This window comes from Phyllobacterium myrsinacearum (assembly GCF_014138285.1).
Classification (GTDB): domain Bacteria; phylum Pseudomonadota; class Alphaproteobacteria; order Rhizobiales; family Rhizobiaceae; genus Phyllobacterium; species Phyllobacterium myrsinacearum_A.
Genome location: NZ_JACGXN010000001.1, coordinates 1,277,484 through 1,303,204 on the forward strand (window position 1 = coordinate 1,277,484; position 25,721 = coordinate 1,303,204).

27 protein-coding genes are annotated in these 25,721 nt (G+C 56.5%); 9 read left to right on the forward strand and 18 right to left on the reverse strand.

Going from position 1 to position 25,721, the window contains the following annotated elements:
• The first annotated feature begins 79 nt into the window (after positions 1-79).
• Positions 80-547 (forward strand): MarR family winged helix-turn-helix transcriptional regulator, encoded by a 468-nt coding sequence (locus tag FHW16_RS06360; protein ID WP_182548260.1) that lies wholly within the window; start codon positions 80-82, stop codon positions 545-547.
• A gap of 168 nt (positions 548-715) precedes the next feature.
• Here the strand turns inward: FHW16_RS06360 and FHW16_RS06365 are convergent, their stop codons facing one another.
• Together FHW16_RS06365 and FHW16_RS06370 are read right to left on the reverse strand one after the other, a co-directional pair.
• Positions 716-1,597, reverse strand: coding sequence for a sulfotransferase family protein (locus FHW16_RS06365; RefSeq protein WP_348643857.1), 882 nt, complete (start codon positions 1,595-1,597; stop codon positions 716-718).
• Between the two features lie 11 nt (positions 1,598-1,608).
• Complete coding sequence (locus tag FHW16_RS06370) at positions 1,609-1,785, reverse strand: hypothetical protein (RefSeq protein ID WP_182548262.1); 177 nt, start codon at positions 1,783-1,785, stop codon at positions 1,609-1,611.
• Between FHW16_RS06370 and FHW16_RS06375 the strand changes: the two genes are divergently transcribed.
• The 5 genes from FHW16_RS06375 to FHW16_RS06395 all read left to right on the forward strand — a co-directional run bounded on the left by FHW16_RS06375 (position 1,784) and on the right by FHW16_RS06395 (position 5,260).
• Complete coding sequence (locus FHW16_RS06375) at positions 1,784-2,563, forward strand: SDR family NAD(P)-dependent oxidoreductase (RefSeq protein WP_182548263.1); 780 nt, start codon at positions 1,784-1,786, stop codon at positions 2,561-2,563. The genes FHW16_RS06370 and FHW16_RS06375 overlap by 2 nt on opposite strands.
• 124 nt (positions 2,564-2,687) lie before the next feature.
• Positions 2,688-3,143, forward strand: coding sequence for a hypothetical protein (locus FHW16_RS06380; protein ID WP_182548264.1), 456 nt, complete (start codon positions 2,688-2,690; stop codon positions 3,141-3,143).
• On the forward strand, positions 3,121-4,053 hold the full coding sequence (locus FHW16_RS06385) for a sterol desaturase family protein (RefSeq protein ID WP_182548265.1): 933 nt from the start codon (positions 3,121-3,123) through the stop codon (positions 4,051-4,053). Before FHW16_RS06380 ends, FHW16_RS06385 begins: the two co-directional genes overlap by 23 nt.
• 21 nt (positions 4,054-4,074) lie before the next feature.
• Positions 4,075-4,749 (forward strand): lysoplasmalogenase, encoded by a 675-nt coding sequence (locus FHW16_RS06390; RefSeq protein WP_182548266.1) that lies wholly within the window; start codon positions 4,075-4,077, stop codon positions 4,747-4,749.
• Between the two features lie 103 nt (positions 4,750-4,852).
• Complete coding sequence (locus tag FHW16_RS06395; protein WP_182548267.1) at positions 4,853-5,260, forward strand: AprI/Inh family metalloprotease inhibitor; 408 nt, start codon at positions 4,853-4,855, stop codon at positions 5,258-5,260.
• 12 nt (positions 5,261-5,272) lie between these two features.
• On the opposite strand, the gene FHW16_RS06400 is transcribed toward FHW16_RS06395, so the two are convergent.
• Positions 5,273-5,701: a DUF4864 domain-containing protein gene (locus FHW16_RS06400; protein WP_432651994.1), complete on the reverse strand. Its 429-nt coding sequence runs from the start codon at positions 5,699-5,701 to the stop codon at positions 5,273-5,275.
• 307 nt (positions 5,702-6,008) lie between these two features.
• Here FHW16_RS06400 and FHW16_RS06405 point away from each other — a divergent pair, with 307 nt between their 5' ends.
• Positions 6,009-7,238: a multidrug efflux MFS transporter gene (locus FHW16_RS06405; RefSeq protein ID WP_246711681.1), complete on the forward strand. Its 1,230-nt coding sequence runs from the start codon at positions 6,009-6,011 to the stop codon at positions 7,236-7,238.
• Between the two features lie 7 nt (positions 7,239-7,245).
• Here the strand turns inward: FHW16_RS06405 and FHW16_RS06410 are convergent, their stop codons facing one another.
• The 5 genes from FHW16_RS06410 to argH all read right to left on the reverse strand — a co-directional run bounded on the left by FHW16_RS06410 (position 7,246) and on the right by argH (position 11,794).
• On the reverse strand, positions 7,246-7,728 hold the full coding sequence (locus tag FHW16_RS06410; protein WP_348643858.1) for a GNAT family N-acetyltransferase: 483 nt from the start codon (positions 7,726-7,728) through the stop codon (positions 7,246-7,248).
• 75 nt (positions 7,729-7,803) lie between these two features.
• The gene (locus FHW16_RS06415; protein ID WP_182548269.1) at positions 7,804-8,634 is read right to left on the reverse strand and encodes an ABC transporter substrate-binding protein; all 831 of its coding nucleotides are present in this window, start codon (positions 8,632-8,634) and stop codon (positions 7,804-7,806) included.
• Positions 8,635-8,682: 48 nt separating this feature from the next.
• The gene (locus FHW16_RS06420) at positions 8,683-9,447 is read right to left on the reverse strand and encodes an amino acid ABC transporter ATP-binding protein (RefSeq protein WP_182548270.1); all 765 of its coding nucleotides are present in this window, start codon (positions 9,445-9,447) and stop codon (positions 8,683-8,685) included.
• Positions 9,448-9,449: 2 nt separating this feature from the next.
• Entirely contained in the window at positions 9,450-10,349 is a 900-nt protein-coding gene (locus tag FHW16_RS06425; protein ID WP_182548271.1) for an amino acid ABC transporter permease, read from the reverse strand.
• A gap of 5 nt (positions 10,350-10,354) precedes the next feature.
• On the reverse strand, positions 10,355-11,794 hold the full coding sequence (gene argH, locus FHW16_RS06430; protein ID WP_182548950.1) for an argininosuccinate lyase: 1,440 nt from the start codon (positions 11,792-11,794) through the stop codon (positions 10,355-10,357).
• Positions 11,795-11,924: 130 nt separating this feature from the next.
• On the opposite strand from argH, the gene FHW16_RS06435 reads away from it, so the two are divergent.
• Both FHW16_RS06435 and FHW16_RS06440 read left to right on the forward strand, forming a co-directional pair.
• Positions 11,925-12,833 (forward strand): LysR substrate-binding domain-containing protein, encoded by a 909-nt coding sequence (locus FHW16_RS06435; RefSeq protein ID WP_182548272.1) that lies wholly within the window; start codon positions 11,925-11,927, stop codon positions 12,831-12,833.
• Positions 12,834-12,998: 165 nt separating this feature from the next.
• The gene (locus FHW16_RS06440) at positions 12,999-13,256 is read left to right on the forward strand and encodes a DUF982 domain-containing protein (protein ID WP_182548273.1); all 258 of its coding nucleotides are present in this window, start codon (positions 12,999-13,001) and stop codon (positions 13,254-13,256) included.
• A 54-nt stretch (positions 13,257-13,310) separates the two neighbouring features.
• Here FHW16_RS06440 and FHW16_RS06445 read toward each other — a convergent pair whose 3' ends face one another.
• The 10 genes from FHW16_RS06445 to FHW16_RS06490 all read right to left on the reverse strand — a co-directional run bounded on the left by FHW16_RS06445 (position 13,311) and on the right by FHW16_RS06490 (position 25,710).
• Positions 13,311-14,990 carry a GMC family oxidoreductase gene (locus FHW16_RS06445; RefSeq protein WP_182548274.1) on the reverse strand — a complete coding sequence of 560 codons (1,680 nt, stop codon included), beginning with the start codon at positions 14,988-14,990 and terminating at the stop codon, positions 13,311-13,313.
• A 191-nt stretch (positions 14,991-15,181) separates the two neighbouring features.
• Complete coding sequence (locus FHW16_RS06450; RefSeq protein WP_182548275.1) at positions 15,182-15,958, reverse strand: 3-ketoacyl-ACP reductase; 777 nt, start codon at positions 15,956-15,958, stop codon at positions 15,182-15,184.
• Positions 15,958-17,481 carry a GMC oxidoreductase gene (locus FHW16_RS06455; RefSeq protein ID WP_182548276.1) on the reverse strand — a complete coding sequence of 508 codons (1,524 nt, stop codon included), beginning with the start codon at positions 17,479-17,481 and terminating at the stop codon, positions 15,958-15,960. The genes FHW16_RS06450 and FHW16_RS06455 overlap by 1 nt, the downstream gene beginning before the upstream one ends.
• Positions 17,482-17,495: 14 nt before the next feature.
• Positions 17,496-18,614, reverse strand: a complete 1,119-nt coding sequence (locus tag FHW16_RS06460) for an ABC transporter ATP-binding protein (RefSeq protein WP_182548277.1) — start codon at positions 18,612-18,614, stop codon at positions 17,496-17,498.
• Between the two features lie 4 nt (positions 18,615-18,618).
• The gene (locus FHW16_RS06465; protein WP_182548278.1) at positions 18,619-19,500 is read right to left on the reverse strand and encodes a carbohydrate ABC transporter permease; all 882 of its coding nucleotides are present in this window, start codon (positions 19,498-19,500) and stop codon (positions 18,619-18,621) included.
• Entirely contained in the window at positions 19,497-20,375 is an 879-nt protein-coding gene (locus FHW16_RS06470; protein WP_182548279.1) for a carbohydrate ABC transporter permease, read from the reverse strand. Before FHW16_RS06470 ends, FHW16_RS06465 begins: the two co-directional genes overlap by 4 nt.
• Positions 20,376-20,473: 98 nt before the next feature.
• A complete protein-coding gene (locus tag FHW16_RS06475; protein ID WP_182548280.1) occupies positions 20,474-21,721 on the reverse strand; it encodes an ABC transporter substrate-binding protein in 1,248 nt (415 codons plus the stop codon).
• A gap of 107 nt (positions 21,722-21,828) precedes the next feature.
• The gene (locus FHW16_RS06480; protein ID WP_182548281.1) at positions 21,829-23,337 is read right to left on the reverse strand and encodes an aldehyde dehydrogenase family protein; all 1,509 of its coding nucleotides are present in this window, start codon (positions 23,335-23,337) and stop codon (positions 21,829-21,831) included.
• The gene (locus tag FHW16_RS06485) at positions 23,337-24,116 is read right to left on the reverse strand and encodes an enoyl-CoA hydratase/isomerase family protein (RefSeq protein WP_182548282.1); all 780 of its coding nucleotides are present in this window, start codon (positions 24,114-24,116) and stop codon (positions 23,337-23,339) included. Before FHW16_RS06485 ends, FHW16_RS06480 begins: the two co-directional genes overlap by 1 nt.
• Positions 24,109-25,710: an acyl CoA:acetate/3-ketoacid CoA transferase gene (locus FHW16_RS06490; RefSeq protein WP_182548283.1), complete on the reverse strand. Its 1,602-nt coding sequence runs from the start codon at positions 25,708-25,710 to the stop codon at positions 24,109-24,111. The genes FHW16_RS06485 and FHW16_RS06490 overlap by 8 nt, the downstream gene beginning before the upstream one ends.
• Between the last annotated feature and the right edge of the window lie 11 nt (positions 25,711-25,721).

Sequence of the window (25,721 nt, forward strand, 5' to 3'; positions counted from 1 at the left end):
AATAATTGTGCTGATGCTTCGGCTGCCTTATACACGATGATAATTATTCGCATCATAATTTTTATTCCCGGAGATACCGATGACTGAAAAGACCCCCGTGCGCAGCAAGACGGCAAAACTGGCGGACTTTATGTGCTTTTCAATTTATTCCGCCAACCTTGCCTATTCCCGGGTCTACAAGCCTGTCCTTGATGCGCTCGGTCTTACGTACCCGCAATACATAACAATCATCAGCTTGTGGGAAGAGGACCAGCAAACCGTCAAAGGGCTCAGCGAAAAGCTGTTTCTAGAATCGAGTACCATGACTCCCATGCTGAAACGGCTTGAGGCCATGGGATATCTCACACGGACAAGAGACAGTGAAGATGAACGCAATGTGCGCATTTCCCTGACGGATGCCGGACGCAGCCTGCGTGAGAAAGGCTTTGGCTTCGGCGAGATCACGGTCAAGGCTTCAGGCCTCACACCCGAGGAGTTTCCTATTCTGCAAAAGGCGATCGCAAGGCTGAGGGACAATCTTGTCAAGGCGAGCAAGGGAGAACTCTGAACGCGCGGTCACTCCAGCTAATCCGCGATCAGAGCTGGCTCTGCACGATGGCAGAGAGGACAAACCTTTCAGATTGCCGGCTTTCGTTGCTCGCAAAAAACAATATAGGGATTCGACCAACAGTCATCATCGGACGAATTTTATCGCGTGCGGGATTGCGCTCCGCAATCAGGCATAGCCGAGAGAGGTCAGCAGGCTTCTTGCATGGGTGGGAACATCGTCGTCAGAAAAAAGCGCGCCGTATGAACGGGTATGCGCAAATCGATTTTCAGATACGTAATCATGCTTCGACACATCATCCGACCCGAGCAACACGTGGCGGGCATGATCGGTGCCCGTCAGGCGAATCCCGCAATAGTGGGCGATGTAAGCAGAAACCTCGGCAGGATATTGCAACAGATCTTCCTGCTTGATAGCGAGATGATCAACCTCTGTCTCCCAGGATTTCCACGCCTCTATGGCATTGACCCATTGCTCGAAGCCATGGTTCAGATCGTCCGCCATCCCCTTGCGCAGCATGCTCGCTACAACGTCACGTCCGTCCCGATAGATGTAAATGATTTTGGCATTGGGAAAATGCTCTTTGATTTCCTTTACATGGAACACGTAATCCGACCATTTATCGCCCCATCTCCAGCGCGGCTTGCTGCCATAAATGGAATGGAGCGCAGCTGGAAAACCCCGCTCGGCTTCATTGCCTTTCAGGTTCATTCTGTGATTCCAGTGCTGGAGCCACTCGTTGGCTTCAACTTGCATGTGCTTATCATGAAGCCAATCAGACAGTGAATATTCGTTCTTCCAAGCACTCCATGCAAATAAAGCCCACTCGTTTGAAATAGTGATTCCATTTTCGTTGAGTATTCGAACGAGCGCAGTCGTACCGCTTCTCTTACACCCACAGACTATAATTGGACTAAATTTCGAATCGTCTCCCATGCGACCCCACTTCCTCACCCCTACATGGAAATATATTCTTTTCCTTTGCTCTTTATTGTCAAGACAGTTTACGTCGAGCAAAGTAGAAAATACAGAATTCTGCTCGTGTTGCATCTTTGAGAAAATTACACCCAGAGAAAACCGGTCATGCCAACGGATTTTTGATCGCTCGCGTATGGAAGAACCGGCGCGCGCAATATAGGCTCATCTCGTGCACCTCCATTCACGCCGCCGCTCAGGTCCATCGGCGATATCCCGATATCTTCACGTATTTGATATTTCGCCACCAGGGAGAAACCCATGTCCACCCCATCCGTTACAATTTCCGATATCGCCGGGAAAGCCGTACTGATCACCGGCGCATCAACCGGCATCGGCGCAGCACTTGCCCGGGCTTTTGCCTCACAGGGTGCTGCCGTTGGCCTTCATTACAACTCCAGCGTGGATGCGGCAGAACAGTTGGCCAAAGAGATCCGCAAGGCGGGCGGCAAGGTCGAACTGGTGAAGGGGGACGCATCGCACTCCGGGGAGATGGCACGCGTGGTGGAGGAGACCGCTGCGGCGTTCGGCCGACTGGATGGGCTCATCAACAATGCCGGCGGCATGGTTGCCCGTGTTTCCTATCAGGAAATGACCGATCATCATTATGACGCCGTGATGGACCTCAATGCGCGTTCGGTGCTGTCCGCCTCAACGGCAGCCATTCCCCACCTGAAAGTGCGCGGTGGTTTCATCATCAACACCACATCGATTGCTGCGCGTAACGGCGCCGGCAACGGGGCGGGGCTCTATGGTTCCTCGAAGGCTTTTGTCTCCAATGTGACAAGGGGCATGGCAAAGGAGCTGATCCCTTTCGGCATCCGTGTCAACGCAGTTGCACCGGGGGTGATCGCCACGCCATTCCATGAACGATATTCGACGCAGGCCCAACTTGATGCCATGCTGGCAACTGTTCCTCAGGGGAGGCTCGGCACCGCGGAAGATTGCGTCGGTACGTACCTCTTTCTGGCGTCAGCCGCCCTCTCCGGTTATCTGATCGGACAAACCATTGAGGTGAATGGCGGCCAGCTCATGCCGTAGGCAGGCCCGGACTGCCGGATTGAGAATTACTCCGCTCTGTGAAAAGCTGCGGCCGGGAGAACTGCAGAAGCGATCGATTCGGCTGACAAGCCGCACGGGTCAGGGGTGCCGGGGGAGGTGCGTATTGCTTGGTTTGCCAGCACTGATCGGCATGATCGTTGTCGGTATTTCCGTTGGTGTTTTCGCCGTGCATCTGGCCGGCGGCAGCAAACGTCCCCTGCTCAACGACGATACACAGACCACATTGCTCTTCCTGCAGGATTACCCGGAAACCCGGATCGGCCCGATTGTTTATACGCTGGACCGGCGCACCGCATTCTTTCCACTCCCTGACAACCGCACTGGCGTCGTTCACGGCGTGGGCAGCAAGTTCCTGACACGGCATCTGTCACAACATGATATCCTGTCGGCAATGGCAACCGGGCCGGCAGATCTGATGTTGCGATTGCATGACATCACATGGCCACACCCGGCCTTTTCCTTTGCCAACGAAACAGACAGGATAACAGTACTGGACTGGCTCGCGTCTGCCCCGGTTGCTGCAGGAGAGAACAGCAATGAACGAACCCATGTTCTTTGACGTCACGAAACTGGCAGTGCCGTTCTACATCATCGCCATCCTGATCGAACTCGTGGCGATCCGTTACTGGCAACGCAAGGGCGACTTCGAGACCCGAGACACTCTCACCAGCCTTCTGATGGGCACGGGCAACGTCGCGGCCGGTTTGCTTCTGGGTTTTGTGTCGATCACCGCCCTGATGTGGGTCTGGCAGTTCCGCTTCTTTGATCTTGGGCTGCACTGGTGGGTGTTCATCATCGCCTTCATTTTCGATGACTTACGCTACTATTGCTATCATCGCATCGCCCATCGCGTGCGCTGGGTCTGGGCCGAGCACGTCAACCACCACTCCAGCCAGCACTACAATCTGTCAACGGCCCTGCGCCAATCATGGACCGGGCAGATCACCGGTATGTTCGTGCTGCAGGTGCCGATGGTGTTGCTGGGATTTCATCCGGCGGTCATCGCCTTCGTCTACGGCTTCAACCTTGTCTACCAGTTCTGGATCCACACGGAAGCGATCGGCAAGATGTGGCGGCCGTTCGAATTCATCTTCAACACGCCGTCGCACCACCGGGTTCACCACGCGACCAATCCGCGTTACCTCGACGCGAATTATGCCGGAACGTTGATTATCTGGGACCGCATGTTCGGAACATTCGTCGAAGAGCTCGATGCGGACATGCCGCGCTACGGCATCGTCAAGAACATAGGCACGTTCAATCCGCTGCGCGTGGCATTCCACGAATGGATCAGCATGCTCAGGGATGCATTTGCGCCCAATCTGACGTTGCGGCAGCGGCTGCTTTATCTGGTGGCACCACCGGGCTGGAGTCATGACGGCAGCCGGAAAACCTCGGCGGATCTGAAGGCTGATTATGTCAGGCTTAACCCTGACGAAGCGGGAAAGGCCGGTCTTCCCGGAATTTGAACAGAGAGGAAACGGAACTGCATGACAACCAGAGCTGGACCAAACGTCTCGCCCACGCTCCGTGCCGTTTTTCTCATCGCAGCGGTTGCAGCGATCGTCAGTGCCCTGTCGGGTGCTGACTGGCGCTGGATGCACTACATCAGCAAACCGCTGGCGACGGCACTTCTCCTGTTAATGGCCGTACAAACAGCCAATCCCATTTCAAAGCGCTATCAATGGGCGATTGCCGCTGGCCTCGTCTTTTCCCTGTTCGGCGATATTTTCCTGATGGTACCGCAGGATCTGTTCGTCGCGGGGCTAATCTGTTTTCTGATCACTCACTGCGCTTATCTCATCGCACTTACCAGCAATGTGCGCATCGTTGCGGTGCCCGTGACCTTCGTGGCTTGCGCCGTGTTGGCCCTTGGCATTGTCTGGGGATTGTGGTCGAGCCTGCCACCCGAACTCAGGATTCCCGTGACGGTCTATGCCGCCGTTCTGGCCTTGATGGGAGCGCAGGCCATAAGCCGGGCACAGCAGCTCGCAACCGGCCCTGCCAGACTGGCAGCAATCGGCGGCATTCTGTTCCTCGCCAGCGATACGTTACTGGCTTACGGGAAATTTCGTTTCGCCATCCCGCTTGGACCACTCTGGGTACTTACAACCTACTATGCAGCACAATGGTTTATTGCCCGGTCTGTAGCCCGAACGGAATAGCGAGCCGCGACCATTTCGACTGATCGTGCATTAGCCGTTTGCCGGGGGAGGAATTGCGGGTAGATTCCCCGTCCTACTGCAAGCTGTGACAGGTCAGATCACCATGCGAAACACGGTTGCCTCTCTCTTTCTTATGGCCATCCTGCCGGTAACGGTTGCCCTGGCTGATGATCTGAAACCGATGGACATGGATTCCGTCGATCCCGATCTGCTCGAGAGCTTTTTTGGCCCGTGGCAGATCCGCGACGAGGCTGGCGACAAGCTCTGCAAGGTAATATTGAAACGGGAAGAAACGATTGGCGGGTCGCAGCTCGATATAGATCCCGCTTGTGTCAAGGCTTTTCCTGTCATGGGAGATATTACTGCCTGGCGCCTGAAGGAAAACTGGACTATCGAGCTTGTTGATGCGACACGCAAAACACGCATCACCTTTGAAACACCGGATGATAACTACGTTGCCGAACCGCAGACCAACGGCATATTCACCATTGAACAACTTGCTGGCGAATGATCTGCCAACCGTTCAGATTTCAGGACCCGGTGCTGCCTGCATCATCCGGACTGCATTGATCTTCCAGCTGCCGTCGGGCTGTTTCGTCAATTGATACAGGGCCGTCCAGTCCTTGCCGTCAGGACCCCGGATCACCACTTCCTGCATGATCTCGCCATCCGATACCTTGCTGCGGCCGAAGGCGAAATTGCCCGGCCGGTAGACGGGCTGATAAGCGCGCTTGACCATGTCGAAAAACACATCCTGATTAACGAACTTGCCCTGGATTGCCGGAGAGGCGAAAGAATAGGCCGCCGCTGCATCGTCGCTCAGAAACGCAGCAATCTGCTGCTTGATGATCGACTGCCCCGTATCGAGCGGCTCATCGGCCATTCCGGCGCCCGGTACGACCATCAACAGGAACAGACTGAAAATCACACCCGTTGGAAATGCTTTCATCATGCCGTCTCCTTGCATCTGCTGGGACAACCGACCGTCAGGATAGACCTCCTGCAGGCAGAGTCTATTGTCCGGTTTTACCGTCGTTAGATACGATAGGATTGTTGTCATGGATCACTTCGTTGAACTCCCGCGGATTGCGACTTGTTGCCACTTCAAACCGGTTGAGTGATTGCTATTGGCCGGGTCTGGTGAAACAGTGAGATCCAGTTCGGTGCTCGAAAGAGTGAGAGGCACGGCAGCTTCCCTGCCGCGAAAATATATTCCCATGAATACAACTGATCAACACGATGGTACGGGCAGCACAACTATGCCCGACGCGCCCTCACCGGTCATGGCTGCCGGGCCCGAGATTGAATCACGTTATTGGCGCCAGAATCTTGTCGTGTGCCTCATCGGATCGTTCACAACGATCGTAGCCATGACGCTGCTTCTGCCTTTTCTGCCACTTTATGTCGAACAACTGGGCGTGAAAGAACACGCAGCAATCGTACAGTGGTCAGGCGTTGCCTATGGCGCGACCTTTTTCACCGCCGCACTGGTGGCACCGCTTTGGGGCCGCCTTGCCGATCTCTATGGCCGCAAGCTGATGCTCATTCGCGCCAGTCTTGGTATGGCTGTGGCTATGTCATTGATCGGCATGGCGACGGATGTATGGCAACTTGTTGCCTTGCGTCTCGTCGCTGGACTGCTCGGCGGCTATGCATCCGGCTCCACCGTGCTGGTCGCGACCCAGACACCAAAAGCGCGCACAGGCTGGGCACTCGGCACATTGTCATCAGGTATTATGGCAGGCAATCTTGTTGGCCCGCTGATTGGTGGCGGATTGCCGCCCCTGATCGGTATTCGCCAGACATTCTGGCTGGCGGGAGGCGTGATTTTCCTCACGTTCATCGCGACAAGTCTTTTCATCAAGGAAGAACGCCGGCCGCCAAAGATCAAAGGCACCAAGATCGAGGGTGGCTGGTCGGCAATTCCCGACAAGCGCCCCATCATCGCCATGCTGGCCACGGGCCTGCTGCTGATGCTGGCCAATATGTCGATCGAACCTATTATCACCGTCTATGTGGCGCAGCTTGTCAGTGACGCCAGCAAGGTGACGATTGTCTCCGGAGTCGTCATGTCGGCGGCAGCACTCGGCAGCATTCTGTCCGCGTCGCGGCTGGGCAAGCTGGCCGACCGCATCGGTCATTGGAATGTGATCATTGCGGCTCTGGCAGTATCGGCTCTTCTGTTGATACCTCAGGCTTTTGTCACGGAGGGCTGGCAGCTGATCGTACTGCGTTTCCTGATGGGGCTGGCGCTTGGCGGGCTTTTGCCCTGCATCACCAGCGTGATCCGGCACAATGTACCTGATCGCGTGGCCGGTGGTATTCTCGGCTATGCCACCTCTTCGCAATATGCGGGCCAGGTGGTCGGCCCGCTGGCGGGCGGATTCATCGGCGGGCATTTCGGCATGCGCGCCGTGTTTCTGGCAACCTGTGTGCTGATGGCATTTGGCGCCGCCTACACCTGGCTGGTGCGTCCGAAAAATCAGTGAGCAGGGCTCAGGCTTTTTCCCTGCCGTCACCATCAGCGGTGGCAGCCAAGGCATCGCCATCCAGCCGATAAAACAGCTTTTCAGGTTTGGGCGTCGCGCCGAAGCCATTGTAGTAGGCAAGCAGTTGCGGGTTGTTGCGGTCGGCAGTCCAGTCAACACGCTTGTAACCACGTTCCAGCGCCAGTCGCGCCAGAGCCTGAATCAGATATGTCCCTGCGCCGCTGCTGCGATATTTCTTGGAAACGAAGAGTTCCTTCAGAAATAGGCCAGACTGCAATGACGGGCCGGGATAGACGGACGAGAATGCTGCAAAACCCATGATCTCGTCGGTACCGGCAACAAGAATCTCCGTGCCATCCGGCATGTCGCGCAATCCACGCAATATTTCTTCGCGTGGCGGACAAGGCGCGCCGTAATGCGCCTGCATCTCCTCGAACAGAGCTGCAAGCTGCAGATGATCCGACGGATTGGACAAACTGACTTTGATCAATCCTGCATTCCTTTTCATACAAAGACGGCCCTGGAACACCAGAACCGCCTTCATTCGTTATGTCAGCCTTACGCTTTACTCGCCCGCATTGATCGTCACAGGCGCCAGCTTGTTGGCCTTCAGACCATATTTTTCCAAAAGTGCATCATAGGTACCATTGGCCTGCAGTTTTTCAAGCGCGACTTTGACGGCATCGCGCAATTGCGTTTCGCTTTTCAAGACCGGAATACCGCCCAGGGACTGGCTGAAAGCGTCGCCGAGGGTAACGTAAGTGTCAGGTTCCAGCTTCTGGTTATAGGGAAGCGTTTCATTGCCTTGCGCGGCGGCCTGCAGGCGCCCGCTCTTGATCTGCGTGCGCGCGTCGGCAGACCCTTCCGTTCCCATGACTGTGATCGCAGGCTTACCCTTTGCAACGCAGTTTTCTTCACTCCAGGCCGTGATCTGGGCGGGCCAGTCTGTCGAACGACTGGCTCCCACCGACTTGCCGCAAAGGTCGTCCACTGACTTGATTTCGCCTGCCAGAGCCTTGGACGTGTAGAACTGCGCGCCCGACTTCATATAATCAACAAAGTCCGCCGTCTCCTGACGGGCCTTCTTGTCGCTCATACCCGCCATTGCCAGATCGACGCGGCCTGTTTGCAGGGACGGCAGCATCTGGGCAAAAGCGATTTCCTGCCACTCGACTTTCAGACCAAGTTCCTTGCCGATAGCTTCGCCAAGCTCGATATCAAAACCCTGCAATTCGTTCGTGGCAGGGTCCTTATAGGTGATGGGCGGATAGTTCGGCATGGTTGCGATAACAAGTTTACCGGCATCCTTGATGCGGGCCGGAAGTTCCTGCGCAATGGCGGAAAAGCTGAAAACCAGTGCGCCGCCGAAAATGGCAAGCCGGGTGATATTTTTCATTTTTGGTTCCTCTCTGACCGGTTTTCCCGGCCTGTTGATTTTAAGGGTTCAGGACAAGACGGCAGCAATGAAGTCTTGCGTACGCTTTTCTTTCGGACTGGTGAGGATGTCATGCGGTGTTCCGGTCTCGACGATCTTGCCGCGATCCATGAACACGACACGGTGTGCCACCTCCCGGGCGAAACCGAGCTCGTGCGTGACCACGATCATGGTCATGCCGCTGGTGGCAAGGTCGCGCATGACATTCAGTACTTCGCTGACCAGTTCCGGATCGAGCGCCGACGTGGGCTCGTCGAACAGCATCAGTTTGGGTTTCATGGCAAGTGCCCGGGCAATGGCAATGCGTTGCTGCTGCCCCCCCGAAAGTTCGCTTGGATAGGCATCCTTCTTGTCGGCAAGGCCAACCCGCTCGAGCAACGCCATCGCTTCCGGGATGACGCTGCTCTTTGCGCGTTTCTGGACAATAACCGGCCCTTCGATGATGTTTTCCAACACCGTCATATGGGCGAAGAGGTTGAATTTCTGGAACACCATGCCGCTTGCCAGGCGCTGCCGCGAAATCTCCGCATCGGTGAGCTCATAGAGCTTGTTGCCGTCCTGGCGGAAACCGACGAGTTCGTCATCGATCCAGATAGCACCGGAGTCGATACGTTCAAGCTGGTTGACACAACGCAGGAGCGTGCTCTTCCCTGAGCCGGACGGCCCGATAATACAAAGAACTTCACCGTGATTGATTTCGAGTGATACGTTCTGCAACGCCTGGAACGGTCCGAAGTATTTGTTGACGTCTACCGCTACGACCATGGCTGACATGCTCATGCTCCTTCCGCTGCGGCGGGCGCTGTGCGCTTACCGGTTCGCCGGCCCTGACTCTTCGAATAATGCTTTTCGAGCAGGTGCTGACCAATGGACAGAACGGTCACAACGGCGAGATACCAGATGGCCGAGACGATGAGCAGTTCCATCACCCGGTTGTTGGCATAGTAGACAGTCTGCGCGTTGCGGATGATTTCGGCATACTGGATGACGCTGGCAACCGAGGTCAGCTTGACCATGCTGATGACTTCGTTGCCAACCGGCGGGATGATGACGCGCATGGCTTGCGGCAGGATGATACGGCGCAACATTGTGAGCCGTGTCATGCCGATAACCTTTGCCGCTTCAATCTGGCCGTTGTCGACCGAAAGGATGCCACCACGAACCACTTCAGCGGTATAGGCACCCTGATTGATGCCAAGGCCCAGCAGTGTCGCCATGAACGGTGTCATGAAGTCAACAGTGCGCATTTCGAACAAGCCTGGAATACCGAGTGTGGGAAAGATCAGGGCAAGATTGAACCAGAGCAGCAATTGCAACAGCAGCGGCGTGCCGCGAAAAAACCAGATGTAAAACACGGCCACATATTTCAGTACCGGATTGGGGGACATGATCATGATGGCGAAGATGACGCCGAGCACAAGGCCAAGAGCCATGGCGCAGATGGTCATCAGAATGGTGTTCCACAGACCCGCAAGGATCGCCGGCGCAGTAAAGAACTGAGCGACGACCGGCCAGGCAATCTGCCCCTGCGCAAAAGCTTTGACGATCAGGGCCAGCGCCAGAATGATCAGCGCGGCTGCAAGCCAACGACCATAATGGCGCCGGGGCTGATGCTTCAGGTGCGCAATAGAATATTTGGCGGGCGGGATGGTAACGGCGCTATCGATGTTGGTCATGGTGCTCACCTCTCCAGTGCCGTTGTGGGGCTGGTGTACAAGGATAGCCATTTCGCCTGCGATTCCAAAACAGCCTTGAGCTGCGTGATCTGTTCGTTGACGCGGTCAGGCGCTGTGCCACCATACCCCCTGCGCGCATCGACAGCAGCCTGCGGAGTCAGACTGGCCTTGATCGTGGGCAGCAACCGCGCATCTACGGAAGCAAGGTCGTCATCGCTCAAGTCTTCAAGGCCAATGTTCCTGTCCTCACAGTAACGCACCAGCGCACCGGTGATTTCATGCGCCTCGGAGAAGGGAACACCTGTTTTTGCCAACCAGTCGGCGACCTCCGTCGCCAGCGTAAAGCCATCGACCGACTGCTTGCGCATGATATCGACGTTGACACGCATGGTCCTGATCAGACCAGCCATGGCAGGCACAACCAGCGTCAAGGCATCGATCGTGTCGAAGGCGGCATGCTTATCCTCGGCAAGGTCACGGTTATAGGCGAAAGGCAGCCCTTTCAGCGCGATGAGCATGGTTGTCAGGCTGCCGATCAGCCGGGAAGCGCGGCCGCGCGTCAATTCGGCAATATCGCAATTCTTCTTCTGCGGCATGATCGAGGACCCCGTGGCATAACCATCGTCCATCTCGATCCAGCGAAACTGTCGCGATGACCACAGGAACAACTCCTCGGCAAGGCGCGACATATGCACGCCGAACATCGCTGTCACAAAAAGGAACTCCGCCACGTGATCACGGCTGCCCACCGCATCGATGGAGTTTTCGCACGGCGCATCATAGCCGAGTTCGCGCGCCGACAGCTCCGGCTGCACGGCAATGCTTGAACCCGCCATGGCGGCGGCACCGAGCGGCGAACGTGCCGCACGCCTGTCCCAATCCCGCAATCGGTCGAGATCACGCGCAAATGTCTGCGCGTGGGCGAGAAGCTGATGCGCAAAACTGATGGGCTGAGCCGGTTGCAAATGGGTGAAGCCGGATGTCAGTGTCGCCACATGCGCTTCAGCCTGCCCGACCAGCGCCTGCTGCAAGAGGAGAATATCCGTTCCAAGGCCGCGTGCCACATCACGCAGGTACAGCTTCAGATCATTGGCGGCCTGATCATTGCGTGAGCGGCCTGCCCGCAGCTTGCCGCCCAGTCCGCCGACACGCTCGCCAAGGATACGTTCCAGAAATGTATGGATGTCCTCATCGGCAGGCGAAGGCTCTATACTGCCTGCTTTGTAATCGGCGGCAATCTGCTTGATAGCCGCGAAAACCGTTTCCGCTTCTGCTTGCGTCAAAATCCCGGCGCGTACCAGTTCCCGTGCATGGGATATCGAAGACGTCAGATCATACGGAACGAGACGGAAATAGCTGCTTTCCGAACGGGAAAGCGCTGTCAGCTCTGGTGATGGACTCGTCCTGAAACGAGCCCCCCATAGACGGACGGACTGCTCGGTCATGTCGTTCATTCCCCTTTTTCTTATTATCCGAAGCTTATGGTTGTGTTTTGGGGACGACAAACGAAATGAATTCGCATATCCATTCCAAAATGGAATACCCTCTGTTGTAAGATGCGATAAGGCGAAGGCGATGGTATCCGGTCGAATATACCCGTCCACACGTGGATTGCAGGTCATTGCGGCAATTGCTGAACATGGCAGCACGACGGCGTGCGCCAAGGCACTGAACATGACGCAGAGTGCCGTGAGCAAGCAATTGCTGGCATTGGAAGCCTTGGCTGGTGTGCCACTTTTCATCCGCACTCCCTACGGGCTCTCCGCCACGGAAGCCGGCAGGATTTATGTGGTTGAAGCCCGCATCGCGCTGGGTGCCATGGAGAATGCGGCCTTGCGCGTCGCTGCATTGGGGTCATCACCCAATGCCATCAAGCTGCACATTTTACCCATCATGGGCGACCGCTGGCTGATTCCGCGCTTTGCCAGCTTCGCCGACGCCCATCCGGATATCGATGTTGAACTGTCGACCTTTGCCAATAATGACCTGATCAATCAGGCGGATGCGGCGTTTCGGTTTGGCGAAGGGGATTGGCCTGAACAGGACAACCACTATCTCTTCGGCCGCGAGGTTGCGCTTGTCGGCGCCCCGCACTTCGTTGCCCGGCTTGGCGGCATCAATAAACCGGATGATATCGGCAAGTTTCCATTGCTCGATCACAAGCACACGCCATTACGCTGGGAAGAATTTGCCGAAGCACAGCGCATCATGGATTTCGCCCCGGACCGCATCACGCATTTCGGCTTCTATGCGCTTGTTATCCGCGCGGCAATTGCCGGACAAGGGCTCGCACTGGTGCCCCGCGGTTTGATCGCTGATGAGCTTGCCAGCGGCAAGCTGGTCAATCCGCACGGCTTTGGCTTCGTCAGCCGCCACGCCTATTGGCTGACTTGCCCGCAAGATCGTCCGCAGCGCCCTGCCATGCGCATATTTCTTGACTGGCTGCTGAAAGAAGTCAGATCTATGTCGGCGGACATGCGCTGATTACATCCAACTACTGATCAACAACCCGTGTTTACGGGGGCTCTCGCGTTCAAAAAAATTTATTGAAATTGTCATGGAACCAGACTCATCACTGACTCATTTGAGGGGTTATACTGGCAATGCCAAACGGCGTGTTCAGTTCATCAAATACTCACGGAGGAAGTGATGCACGACAAGCGGTTTCCCATCCCGGTTATGGTCAAGCTGGGAGCTGCGGGCCAAAGAGCCATATCCAGCGTCTGGGAAGCAATCGAATGCCTGCAAAACTATTGGCCATCGAAAACCGGACCAAACTACCGCCGGGCCTTGCAGGCCTGCCTTGATGCTCTCGACGGATGGAAATCTGCGCACAAGGCGCGCCATGCCTTTATCAGCGCTGCGCGCGATGCAGGTGTCTTTCTCGACACAAGACTGCATCAGTAATCATATCGAGCGGCGTTGAGACCACTCTGATCTCGCGCCGCTCTTTCTCTGATATCAGCGAATATCCGCCCGCGCTCGCGGGCGTTTTTGATTCATCTCGTAGCTGAAGACCGTAGGCGGCAGCGGTGCGAGTTTACGGATGATATCCGCTCCTTTTTCCCCCATCATGATTGTCGGTGCATTGGTATTGCAGGAGGGAACACGCGGCATGACCGAACTGTCGCAGACACGAAGACCATCCAGCCCGTGCACTTTCAAATCCAGATCGACAACGGCCATCGGGTCTGTTCCCATCTTGCAGGTGCCAACCGGATGGTGATCGGTCTTGGCGTTGGCGCAACCATAATCGAACAACTCCTCGTCCGAATTGTATTTTGGCCCCGGCAGCCGTTCCGCCATCACAAAGGGCTTCAATGCCGCCTGACTCATGATCTCACGGGCAAGTTTCAACCCTTCGATCGACATCTTGCGATCATGCGGGTCGCTCCAGTAATTGGGATCGATCAACGGCGCAGCCAGCGGATCAGACGACTGCAGACGCACTGTGCCGCGTGATCGTGGATGCAGATAGGCGGAATTCAGGGTGACACCTGCATTTTTGAGCCGCTCGACACCCGCCTCGATACCGGACCCCAGCCCGAGATGAAACTGAATATCCGGCGAACGGGCGTCAGGATCAGCATACCAGAAGCCGCCAGTTTCAAACAGACTGGATGCAACAGGACCGGACCGGAACAAAACATATTGCAACCCGGCCCAGACTGTACGGTGCAGTTTCGCCACTCCATCATAGGTGTGATCGCCGGTGCACTCGGAAATCACGAACAGATCCAGATGATCCTGCAGGTTTTCTCCAACGCCGGGCAGATTATGCACGACCGGCACGCCAACTTTTCGCAGATGTTCTGCGGCGCCGATGCCCGATTGCAGCAGCAGTTTCGGTGAACCGATTGCACCAGAACTGACAAGTACTTCCCGCTCGGCCCGGATAATTTCGCGGGTATTCCCCTTCGCGATTTCGACACCGACGGCGCGACTGTTCTCAACTACAATTTTCGTGACCTGCGCACCCATGCGGACGGTCAGGTTCTTGCGGCTCCTGATCGGAGCGAGATAGGCCATCGACGCCGACGACCGGCGGCGATCACGCTGGGTCAATTGGTAGAACCCGACGCCAGCCTGCTGCTTGCCATTGAAATCATGGTTGTACGGAATGCCGAGTTCCTGACCGGCACGGATATAGGCGTCGCAGATCGGTAGTGTCGCAACAGGCATGGAAACGCCGAGCGGACCACCATAGGAGTGATAATCATCGGCAAAACGCTGATTATCTTCAGCGCGTTTGAAGTAAGGCAGTACATCGCGATAGCTCCAACCGGCACAACCGTCGTCCGATGCCCACAGATCGTAGTCGGTTGCATTGCCGCGCGTGTAAAGCTGCGCGTTGATGCTGGAGCCGCCACCGATGACCTTGGCTTGCGTATAGCGCAGCACGCGGTTTTTCATGTGCTTCTGCGGGACAGTCGACCAACCCCAGCTGGCGACGCCCTTGGTCATCTTGGCAAAACCGGCCGGCATATGGAACAGCGGATTCCAGTCGCCGCCACCAGCCTCAAGCAGCAGGACCTTTACTTCAGGGTCCTCGCTGAGACGATTGGCAAGCACGCACCCCGCAGGACCGGCACCGGTGATGATATAGTCGTAGGGAGGTGATTTCCCGGAAAGACTTTGCATAACTCAGACACCCCCCTCTGCCCTGTCGGGCATCTCCACCACAAGGGGGGAGATCACATTGTCATCGGCATTTTTGCCTATTTTTCGATGTCCCAGAACCAGTCGAAATCGTAATGAAGGCTGATCTCCCCCCTTGCGGGGGAGATGTCCGACAGGACAGAGGGGGGTGTAATTCATGTTCTGCAAACCCGCTAAAGTCGATTGATGGAAAGGGCGCCATCCGCGTTGATGATTGAGCCGGTGGCAAAATTGAAGTCGCCGCTGGCAAGCGCCGCAACGATACGGCCAAGATCATCAGGCTCGCCCCAGCGCCGCATCGGCACAAGCCCCTCGGCAATGCGTTTGTCGTACTTGGCTGCGGCGACAGCCGTCATGTCGGAGCGGATGATGCCGGGGCGCACGTCGAAAACGCTGATACCTTCGTCTGCAAGCCGCACCGCCAACCCTTGCGTGAACGATGCCAGCGCCGCCTTGGTCATGCAGTAGTCAAGTCGCTCCGGCGAGGTCATTTCAGCGGAAACCGAGGTGATGTTGATGATGACCCGCGGCGAGACATTGGCTGTCTGACCGAGCATGGCCCGCAGAATAGCTTGCGTGAAAAACACAGTGCCGCGCACATTGATGGCGAAAATCGCATCGTAGTTTACCGGATCAAGATCGAGGAAATCGCCGCGCACTTTCGAGCCGATACCTGCATTGTTGACCATACAGTCAATCCGGCCAAATGCCGATATGACGGCGCTGACGGTTTGCGCGTGGCTGGAAAGATCAGCCAGATCCGCTTCGATGAAGTGAACCTTTGAACCGAGTGCTTCCAGCACTGCAACAGCAGTTTCTGCAGCTTCATCACGCACGAGGTCAGTGATGGCAAGGTCAAAGCCCTTGGCTGCGAGCGCCTTGGCAATACCCAGACCGATGCCGCGCCGTGCGCCCGTGATGACAGCGACAGGTTTCGCTCGGGCCGTCATCACGCCAGGTCCTTGGCAATGATGTGATCGGCGACACGCAGAGCCTGTGCGGCGATGGTCAATGCCGGATTGACAGCGGCGGATGTGGGCAGGAATGCCGCATCGACAACGAACAGGTTCGGGTGGTCAAAGGCGCGGCAGTAGGTATCAAGAGGAGCCTGTGCGGGGTCCGTGCCCATCCGCACTGTGCCGCATTGATGCGATGGTGTCTTGCGGTCAAAGGCTTTGGACAGAACGATGGGGAACCCCGCGGCCCGCAAGACCGACTTGATCCGGGCAACCAGTTTCTGGTGCGCTGGCCAGTTGCTGCGCACCCATTCCAGAATGATCCTGTCGCCATCAATACGAACACGGCTTTCCGGTTTTGGCACATCCTCGCTCATGGCGAGAAAATCCACTGTGTGATTGCAGAACCGGTCAAGAATCCATTCGGGTACGAGCTTGAGGTCGGATTTCAGCACCGGCCCACTGATCCGCCCGAGCAATTGCACATTGCCAAGCGGCGCTCCGCCCTGTCCGTCTGACAGGTAGTAATCATTGAAGCCGAACGTCTTCTGATAGACAGAATCATTTTTGAAGCGCGGATCGAATCCGATTACAGCCGACAGATTGTGGTTCATGAAATTGCGGCCAACCTGATCTGAGCGATTGGCAATGCCAGCAGGGTTGTTACTGTTGGCGGAGCGCAGCAGAAGCACGGCGGATTGCACAGCACCAGCCGACAGGACCACCAGCCCTGGCCTGACGACTGAAGCCGTTCCGTCTTTGACATAATGCACGGCGGCAATCGATTTTCCATCTGCTGCCGTCTCCAGCCGTGTGACGCGCGAATTGATCTGCAGGCGGACATTGCTGTGCTTCAATGCTGCGGAAAGAGCGGTGGTTTCCGCATCCATCTTGCCGTTGAAACTGTTGGGGTGCGCATCCCAAGGCGTCTTGCCATGGGACATCCATGTGTCGATATCGACGCCAATCGGCAGCGAGAATGGATGCACGCCGGCCACCTGCAAGCGGCGGCGCAGGATACCCATCGGCTCCTCGTCTGGCACAGGCGGAAAGCCATAGGGTGTTGAATGCTGCGGTTCGGTCGGGTCTTCGCCGGCTATGCCGCGCACCTGATAGAGCACTTCAGCCTTGCCATACCAGGGCTCGATTTCCTCATAGGCAAAAGGCCATGCAGGCGAGACACCTTCCAGATGCTGCATTTCGGCAAAATCCTCGGCGCGATAGCGCGTCAGCACCGCCCCATAGAATTTCGAATTGCCGCCAACATTGTAATAATTGCCGGGATTGAACGCTTTGCCTTCCGCATCATACCAGTTCTCCTTGGGGCGGAAAAAGCCCTTCTGGAAAATGGCACGCGGATCGCGGTTTTCGAGCCGGTCAGGCAGGTGGTCACCTGCCTCAAGGATGAGGATTTCAGCCCCTGATCCGGCTAGACCGGCGGCAATGGTTGCCCCGCCAATCCCCGAACCGATGATGACAATATCGGGAGACCGGCCCTGTTGCGATGCGGCGTTCATGGCAAATTATTCGTTCATGCGCCGATACGCAGCTGCGATGTCGGATCAAAGAACACGGCCTTGTCGAGATTGAACGACAGCTGCGTTTTTTGTCCGGGCAGGATATGGGCGTCGGCACGCAAGCGAGCGACCACTTCCTTGCTGCCAAGCTTGGTCACCGCAAAAGTATCGGAACCGGCCGGCTCGACCACGTCGATCAGACACTCGCCTTCCACCAGCGATGTAGCGTTGCGGTCCGCGCCATCCGGATCGGTCAGCGCCTCCGGGCGGATGCCGAAAATCACATCTTTACCGGAATGGCTGACCAACGAACTGTTGCTCTTCTTGAGCGGCAACCGCAGTGGCGAAGAATCCGGCCGGTCGAGTACGACGGAGAGGTCCGATGCACCACCTTCTATCTTGGCCTTGAGCAGGTTCATGGCGGGCGAACCCATGAAGTCGGCAACAAAGAGATTGGTCGGATTGTTATAGATGTCGGCGGGGGTGCCGAACTGCTGCAGGATACCATCCTTGAGCACAGCGATCTTGGTTGCCAGTGTCATCGCCTCGATCTGATCGTGGGTCACATAGACAATCGTTGTCTTCATCCGCTGATGCAGGCGCTTGATTTCGGTGCGCATGTCGACACGCAGCTTGGCGTCCAGATTGGACAACGGCTCATCGAACAGGAACACCTGCGGGTTGCGGACGAGCGCACGGCCCATGGCAACGCGCTGGCGCTGACCGCCCGAAAGCTGGCTCGGCTTGCGGTCGAGCAGATGACCGATCTGCAGCATGTCGGCGACCTGCTTGATGGCCTTCTCACGCTCCTCTTTCGGTACACCGCGAATTTCCATGCCAAAGGCGATATTTCCGCCGACGGTCATGTTCGGATAAAGCGCATAGGACTGGAAAACCATGGCTATATCGCGCTTGGACGGATGCAATCCGTTGATCGATTTGCCCTTGATGGAGATATCACCGGAGCTGATCGGTTCTAGTCCGGCAATGGTATTGAGCAAGGTGGACTTGCCGCAACCGGAAGGCCCGACGAGGACGAGGAAACCGCCTTCGTCGATCTCGATATTGATATCCTTCAAAATCGGGACATTGCCGTATGACTTGTGCAGGTTTTTGATCTGGAGAAATGACATTTGATTATCCCTTCACGGCGCCGGACATAAGTCCACGGACGAAATAGCGCCCGGAAACGATGTAGACGATAAGAGTTGGCAGTGCGGCGAGGATCGCGCCAGCGAAATGCACGTTGTATTCCTTCACGCCTGTCGACGAATTGACGAGGTTGTTGAGCGCGACGGTCATCGGTGTGCTGCTGAAACCCGAGAACGAGGCGCCAAAAAGGAAGTCGTTCCAGATATTGGTGAACTGCCAGATGACAGACACGACGATGATCGGCCCCGACGACGGCAGCAGGATGCGCCAGAAAATCTGAAAGAAGCTCGCGCCATCGATCTGCGCGGCGCGGACGAGTTCAGTCGGGAACGCCTCGTAGTAGTTGCGGAAATACAGCGTGGTAAAACCGAGGCCATAGATCACATGAACAAACACCAGGCCCTGGATTGTTCCGGCCATGCCGAGCATTCCAAGAACACGCGCCATGGGTATGAGGACGATCTGGAACGGAATGAAACAGCCGAGCAGCAGCATGCCGAACATGACGTTCGATCCACGAAACTTCCATTTGGTCAGGACATAGCCGTTCAACGCGCCCATCACGGTTGAAATGGCAACAGCCGGAATAACCATGATGATCGAGTTGATGAAGTAAGGCTTCAGACCCGTTGGCTGCACACCGATCTGGGCTGTGGACCAGGCTGCCAGCCACGGCTCGATCGTCCATTCATGCGGCGGCGAGAGCATGCCGCCCTGACGGATTTCGTCAAGAGTTTTCAGTGAATTCACCACCATGACGTAGAGCGGCAACAGGTAATAGAAGGCAAATACCAGCAGCGCGATGTAGATCAGGACGCGGGTTAGCTTGCCGCTGGAAATGGCGTTGTCGGGGCTCTGGGCGCTCATTTGTTGCCTCCCCTAATTTCGGAATAGAGATAGGGAATGATGATTGCGAAAATCGTGATCAGCATGATGATCGCCGAAGAAGCACCGATGCCCATGGAATTGCGCGTAAACGTGTAGGAATACATGAATGTCGCAGGCAGTTCGGTTGCCTGTCCGGGTCCGCCGCCGGTGAGCGCAATGACAAGGTCATAGGCCTTGATGGCAAGGTGAGCCAGCACGACGAAAGCGGACAGAAAGACCGGGCGCATCAGCGGGATGATGATACGGCGGTAAATCATGGTCGTCGATGCACCATCGATCTGCGCCGCCTTGATGATTTCATTGTCGACGCCGCGCAAACCGGCAAGGAACATGGCCATGACGAAGCCGGAGGACTGCCACACGGCGGCAATCACCACCGTATAGATCGCCATCTTGGAATCCTTGATCCAGTTGAAGGCGAAGCTGGTCCAGCCCCACTGGTGCATGGTGTTTTCAAGGCCGATACCGGGATCGAGAAACCACTTCCACGCAACGCCGGTGACGATGAAGGACAGCGCCATGGGATAGAGATAGATCGGGCGCAGAAAGCCTTCGATGCGGATCTTCTGATCCAGCAGAATGGCAAGGCCAAGCCCGATGACCGTGCAGATAATGATATAGAGCGAGGCAAAAATACCGAGATTGGAAATGGCTCGCCACCAATGCGGGAGGGCCCACAATTTACGGTAATTCTCCAGTCCGACAAAACCAAAAGACGGCAGCATCTTGCTGTCGGTGAACGACAGGATGCCCGTATAAATGATAAAGCCGTAAACGAAGATCAGGACGATCAGAAAGCTCGGTCCCAACACCAGCTTGGGTATCAAGTCCTGTATGCGGCTGCGGGTATCCATAGCCTCACCCCTTCAACTTATTAATTTCTTGTCATTGCCGTGGACATTCACGGGAAACCTGTCCGGGGCCTGTATTGCCCCGGACAGAATGAGTGCACTTATTTGGCTGCATCAACCGCGGAAACAAGTTCCTTGACAGCCGCATCGGATGTCAACTCGCCGTTGAACTCACGGGTAACCACGTCATAGATCGCGTTCTTGATGGATGCGGGAACGGCGTAACCATGAGCCATGGAGCCATAGAGCGTGCCTGCCTTATTGGCTTCAGCAAGATCAGCGATAGCTTTCTTGCCGCACGCATCGAAGGCTGCGTCGGAGACATCGGTGCGAGCCGGAGCTGAACCCTTCACAACATTGAAGGCTGACTGGAAGGTCGGGCTTTCAATGGCCGATGCCATGACGAGCTGGGACTTGTGCTCAACTTCACTCTTCTTGAAGAACAAGAATTGGTCAGAGTTGAACGTGACGGAACCCTGTGTGCCCGGGAAGCGCATGCAAACGAAATCCTTGCCTGGCTCCTTCTTGGCCTTCACAAATTCGCCCTTGGCCCAGTCACCCATGAACTGTACGCCAGCCTTGCCTTCGATAACCATGGTGGACGCAAGGTTCCAGTCGCGACCGGAGAAATTGTCATCCACATAGGAGCGCAGCTTGGTCATACGATCAAAAGCTTCCTTCATCTTCTCGCCGCCCAAAGCCTTGGGATCGAGATCGATGAAAGCTGACTTGTAGAAGTCATTGCCGAGCGACAGGACAACCGCATCGAAAATCGTTGCGTCCTGCCATGGCTGACCACCGTGGGCGATAGGCGTGATGCCCTGCTTCTTGAAGTTATCGAGAAGAGCAATCAGCTCGTCCCAGTTCTTTGGTTCCTTGCCGCCAGCCTTGTCGAGAGCGGCCTTGTTGATCCACATCCAGTTGGTGGAGTGAACGTTTACCGGTGCAGCAATCCAGTGACCGTCATATTTGGAGAAGTTCTGCAGTGCGCCAGGAATGACGTCGGCCCACTTTTCCTTCGATGCAACGTCATCGAGGTTGGCGAGAACGCCCTGTTTGGCCCAGTCGGTGATGTCAAAGCCCAAAGCCTGTACGGCTGTTGGAGGGTTGCCGCCGGTTACACGGGCGCGCAGCACAGTCATAGCTTCAGTACCACCACCGCCTGCAACGGGCATGTCGGACCACGTGATGCCCTTCGTTTCAAGATCCTTCTTCAGGACTTCCAGTGCTGTTGCCTCACCGCCGGATGTCCACCAATGCAGGACTTCGACGTTTTCGGCAGCGCGGGCCATCGTGGCCGTACCGAGCAGCATGGCTGCCGCGGCAACTGTATTCATCAGCTTGTTCATTTCATTCCTCCCAAGGAAAAAAAGATAAAATTCCCACTACCCTAGACTGCACGTATTCCTCAGCCTGATGCATTCATACAATAAGCCGAACGGCGAATACAATCGATTTAATTCGACGCCCAAAGTAATGCTCTTGGCCCCATATGCATGTTCAGGGTCTTGGTCTCGGTATAGTCCTCGACCGCATGCCGCCCCAGCTCGCGACCCAATCCGGACTGGCGATAACCACCGAAAGGCAGTTCGGACGCGCCATCCATGAACGTGTTCATCCAGATGGTCCCGGCACGGACCCGGCGGCCTATGGTCAGGCACGTATCGAAATCGCGGCTCCAAACACCCGCGGAAAGGCCATAATCGATGGAATTGGCGATCTGTATGGCGTCTTCCATGGTCTCGAACGTTAACACAGAAAGCACGGGGCCAAAGACTTCTTCGCGTGCGACAGCCATATCCGGCTGCACCGCCGAAAGAATGGTCGGGCTCATATACTGTCCGAGCCCCAGATCCAGCGGCGTACCGCCGTGGGAAATGGCAGCGCCAGCAGATGTGGCATTGCGCACATAGGTGTCGATCTTGGCCAGATGTTCCGGGGTGATGATCGCGCCGACCTTGGTTTGCGGATCGAGCGGATCACCAACCTTGACCTTGGCCGAAAGCGCCGCGACACGCTGCGTGACTTCATCGGCAATATCGCGGTGAACAATCAGGCGCGAACCGGCATTGCAGCATTCACCCGCATTGAAATAGGCACCGAAAACCGCAGCATCGATGAAATCATCCAGATTCGCGTCGGGGAAAACAATCTGCGGGTTCTTGCCGCCAAGCTCCAGCGAGACCTTTTTCAAAGTCTGGGCGGCATTGGCCATCGTCAGTTTGCCGACGAGGGTCGATCCCGTGAATGAGACCATATCAACGTCCGGATGCGTGGTCATCGGCGCGCCAACTTCTGCGCCTGTTCCGGCAAGGATATTGACGACACCGGCGGGAACACCGGCTTCCATCAGGATTTCACCGAGAACAAGCGTGGACCCTGATGTCAATTCGGAGGGCTTCACAACGGCCGTGCAACCTGCGGCCAGGGCAAAAGGCAGTTTCTGGCTAACGATAAGAAACGGGAAGTTCCAAGGCGTGATGATGGATATGACACCGATCGCCTCGCGCAGAACCACACCCAGCGTACCGTCGCCCAGCGTGTTATAGCTTTCGCCATGCAGATCGCGGCCTAGCGCGGCGGCATAACGCCAGATATCAACCGCTCCGCCCAACTCACCCTTGGCCTGCGAAATTGGTTTGCCGGATTCAATGCAATCAAGATAAGCGAGTTCCTCGGAACGAGCGGCGATCAGATCAGCCGCCTTCAAGAGAATATTCGACCGATCGGCACCCGTCATGCGTGACCATGGACCATTGTCGAAAGCGTTGCGGGCAGCACGGATAGCGCGTTCCGCATCGGCCTTCGTTCCCGCCTGATAGCGCGAGACCACCACGCCGTGTCCGGGGCTCTTACGCTCGATCACGCCGCCTTCTGCGCCGTCGGTCCATTTGCCGTTGATCAGCATCTGAAATTCGCGGACCTTGAAATTGTCGAGCGCCTGCGGCCGCATCAGTACCGTCATTACCATTCTCCCTTGAACACGGGCTCACGCTTTTCGGCAAAGGCCGAAACACCTTCTTTCAGGTCCGCTGTTTTTGCGACGAGGATCGAGCCGAGTGCTTCGACCGCCGTGCCATTGTCTTCGCCGTTTGCCGACGCAATCATCAGTTTGGCCACTTCCACTGCCGCCGGTCCGCGCTTGGCGATCCGCTCGGCATAGGCCTGTGCGGCGGTTACGGCGGCGCCAGTCTCCACCACGTGATCAATGATCCCCAGAGAAGCAGCTTCGGTTGCGCTGAAAATCTCGCCGCCCAGCGCCATGCGCCGCACAACCTGCGCACCGAACCGTCGAACCAGACGCTGCGTGCCGGACCAGCCCGGCACCATGCCAAGACCCGTTTCCGGCAGGCCGATGCGGATATGCGTCTCGGCAATACGAATATCGGCAGCGGCGGCAAGTTCAAGCCCGCCGCCCAGCGCATGACCATTAAGAGCAGCAATCAATGGTACACGCAGGGTTGCCAAGCGTTCGAACACACGATGCCCGAAACGGACCCAGGCGTGGCCGAATTCGTTCGGTGTCATGGCCGCCCAGGCTTTGATATCGCCGCCCGCCGAGAAGGCCTTGCCGGCGCCAGTCAGAATAGCCACCCGAATATCGGAATTGGCCTCAAGCTCATCACAGGCGGCTGAAAGTTCCTTCAGCATGCCGATATCAAATGCGTTGAGTTTTTCCGGGCGTGACACAGTGATCGTGGCGACGGGTCCGGCAAAACTCACATCAATGCGGGAATCAGCCATGGAGCGTCCTTTCCGGCTTTTGCGGCAGCTTCAGACCAAACGGCCCCTCAGCGAACAGTTCCGCCGCCATCAGCTTCAGATCGCGGGCGACAACCAGCGGAAATTCCGACTGATCAAGAATATGCGTCTGCAGATCGACACCCGGCGCAATCTCAGTGAGCACGACGCCTTCCGGGCGCAGAACCATGACGCAGCGCTCAGTGACATAGGTGATGTCCTGTCCTTGCGCGACGGCACGGCGGCCGGAGAAGGTGACGTGCTCGACTTCATTGACGAGCTTCTTCAGCTTGCCTTCCTTCTCGATGACAAGCTTTCCGCCAGCGACATGCACCTTGGCACCGGCATTGAACATGCCGGAGAAGACGATCTTGCGGGCGCGCGCCGTGATGTCGACAAAACCGCCGGCACCCGCTGTCACGTGCGGGCGGAAGCCGAGTTTGGACACATTGACCGAACCTGATTTGTCGATCTCGAGGAACGACAGGAGCGAGGCATCAAATCCGGCACCCTGAAAATAGGTGAACTGGTGCGGTGACGGCACAAAAGCTTCGGCATTCGAGGCACAGCCAAAAGCAAAATCGAGAAGCGGAATGCCGCCGACCGGCCCTTGCTCGATCACCCATGTCACGGCGCCGTGCAGCCCCTCTTCGAGCAGAATGCGCGGTACATTGGCGGAGATGCCAAAACCGAGGTTGACGGCGCTGCCTGACTCAAGCTCCGTCGCGACACGGCGGGCAATAACCTTCTGGATGTTGAAATCCGGCAAGGCGAAATCGTCGAGCGGATGGAAGATTTCACCTGAGATGGCCGGGTCATACACGGTCTGAGTTGTCTGTTTCTGGTCTGGATCAACAACGACGTAATCAACGAGAATACCAGGAACGCGCACATCATGCGGCTTGAGCGAACCACTCTTAGTGATGCGCTTGACCTGCGCAATGACGATGCCGCCATTGTTGCGCGCGGCCAGAGCCTGATCGAAACCGCCGAGAGTGGCGCCTTCGTGCTCATAGGTGAGGTTGCCACGCTCATCGGCCGTGGTGGCGCGGATGATGGCGACCTGCGGGATAACGGGTTTGAAGAACAGCCATTCTTCCCCCTCGAACTCGATCTTGCGAACCACCGGCTCCCTGGCAGCCGAAGCATTCATGGCGCAGCCCTGACGATCGGGATCAACGAACGTATCAAGTCCGACTTTGGTCACAACGCCCGGCCGCTTGGCTGCCGCCTCGCGGTGCATGTCAAACAGGATTCCGGAGGGGATGTTGTAAGCCGCCACTTCGTCGTTGCCGATCATCTGCCAGATCAAGGGTGGCTCTGCAGTCGATGGCCCGGAGGGATAGGAACCGCCAAGAATGCGTTTCAACAAGCCCTTCTTGGCGATGTGATCGATACCCTTGATGCCACTCATGTCCCCGGCCGCAATAGGATGCAGCGTGGTCAGATCGCGCGGATGGCCCGTGGCATCGAAGCGCGCGCCAATGGCTTTCAGCATCAGATCAGGACAGCCAAGACCGCTCGACGACGAGACCGAAACAATCGCTGCGTCGGGGATAAGGTTTGCCGCCTCTTCGGGGGTAATGTGCTTGCTCATGCTTGCGTGTC

Coding starts and splice junctions, on each gene's coding strand:
- FHW16_RS06360 (WP_182548260.1), top strand. CDS start 80: ATGACTGAAAAGACCCCCGTGCGCAGCAAGACGGCAAAACTGGCGGAC.
- FHW16_RS06365 (WP_348643857.1), bottom strand. CDS start 1,597: ATGCAACACGAGCAGAATTCTGTATTTTCTACTTTGCTCGACGTAAAC.
- FHW16_RS06375 (WP_182548263.1), top strand. CDS start 1,784: ATGTCCACCCCATCCGTTACAATTTCCGATATCGCCGGGAAAGCCGTA.
- FHW16_RS06370 (WP_182548262.1), bottom strand. CDS start 1,785: ATGGGTTTCTCCCTGGTGGCGAAATATCAAATACGTGAAGATATCGGG.
- FHW16_RS06385 (WP_182548265.1), top strand. CDS start 3,121: ATGAACGAACCCATGTTCTTTGACGTCACGAAACTGGCAGTGCCGTTC.
- FHW16_RS06390 (WP_182548266.1), top strand. CDS start 4,075: ATGACAACCAGAGCTGGACCAAACGTCTCGCCCACGCTCCGTGCCGTT.
- FHW16_RS06395 (WP_182548267.1), top strand. CDS start 4,853: ATGCGAAACACGGTTGCCTCTCTCTTTCTTATGGCCATCCTGCCGGTA.
- FHW16_RS06400 (WP_432651994.1), bottom strand. CDS start 5,701: ATGATGAAAGCATTTCCAACGGGTGTGATTTTCAGTCTGTTCCTGTTG.
- FHW16_RS06405 (WP_246711681.1), top strand. CDS start 6,009: ATGCCCGACGCGCCCTCACCGGTCATGGCTGCCGGGCCCGAGATTGAA.
- FHW16_RS06415 (WP_182548269.1), bottom strand. CDS start 8,634: ATGAAAAATATCACCCGGCTTGCCATTTTCGGCGGCGCACTGGTTTTC.
- FHW16_RS06420 (WP_182548270.1), bottom strand. CDS start 9,447: ATGTCAGCCATGGTCGTAGCGGTAGACGTCAACAAATACTTCGGACCG.
- FHW16_RS06425 (WP_182548271.1), bottom strand. CDS start 10,349: ATGACCAACATCGATAGCGCCGTTACCATCCCGCCCGCCAAATATTCT.
- argH (WP_182548950.1), bottom strand. CDS start 11,794: ATGACCGAGCAGTCCGTCCGTCTATGGGGGGCTCGTTTCAGGACGAGT.
- FHW16_RS06435 (WP_182548272.1), top strand. CDS start 11,925: ATGGTATCCGGTCGAATATACCCGTCCACACGTGGATTGCAGGTCATT.
- FHW16_RS06440 (WP_182548273.1), top strand. CDS start 12,999: ATGCACGACAAGCGGTTTCCCATCCCGGTTATGGTCAAGCTGGGAGCT.
- FHW16_RS06445 (WP_182548274.1), bottom strand. CDS start 14,990: ATGCAAAGTCTTTCCGGGAAATCACCTCCCTACGACTATATCATCACC.
- FHW16_RS06450 (WP_182548275.1), bottom strand. CDS start 15,958: ATGACGGCCCGAGCGAAACCTGTCGCTGTCATCACGGGCGCACGGCGC.
- FHW16_RS06455 (WP_182548276.1), bottom strand. CDS start 17,481: ATGAACGCCGCATCGCAACAGGGCCGGTCTCCCGATATTGTCATCATC.
- FHW16_RS06460 (WP_182548277.1), bottom strand. CDS start 18,614: ATGTCATTTCTCCAGATCAAAAACCTGCACAAGTCATACGGCAATGTC.
- FHW16_RS06465 (WP_182548278.1), bottom strand. CDS start 19,500: ATGAGCGCCCAGAGCCCCGACAACGCCATTTCCAGCGGCAAGCTAACC.
- FHW16_RS06470 (WP_182548279.1), bottom strand. CDS start 20,375: ATGGATACCCGCAGCCGCATACAGGACTTGATACCCAAGCTGGTGTTG.
- FHW16_RS06475 (WP_182548280.1), bottom strand. CDS start 21,721: ATGAACAAGCTGATGAATACAGTTGCCGCGGCAGCCATGCTGCTCGGT.
- FHW16_RS06480 (WP_182548281.1), bottom strand. CDS start 23,337: ATGACGGTACTGATGCGGCCGCAGGCGCTCGACAATTTCAAGGTCCGC.
- FHW16_RS06485 (WP_182548282.1), bottom strand. CDS start 24,116: ATGGCTGATTCCCGCATTGATGTGAGTTTTGCCGGACCCGTCGCCACG.
- FHW16_RS06490 (WP_182548283.1), bottom strand. CDS start 25,710: ATGAGCAAGCACATTACCCCCGAAGAGGCGGCAAACCTTATCCCCGAC.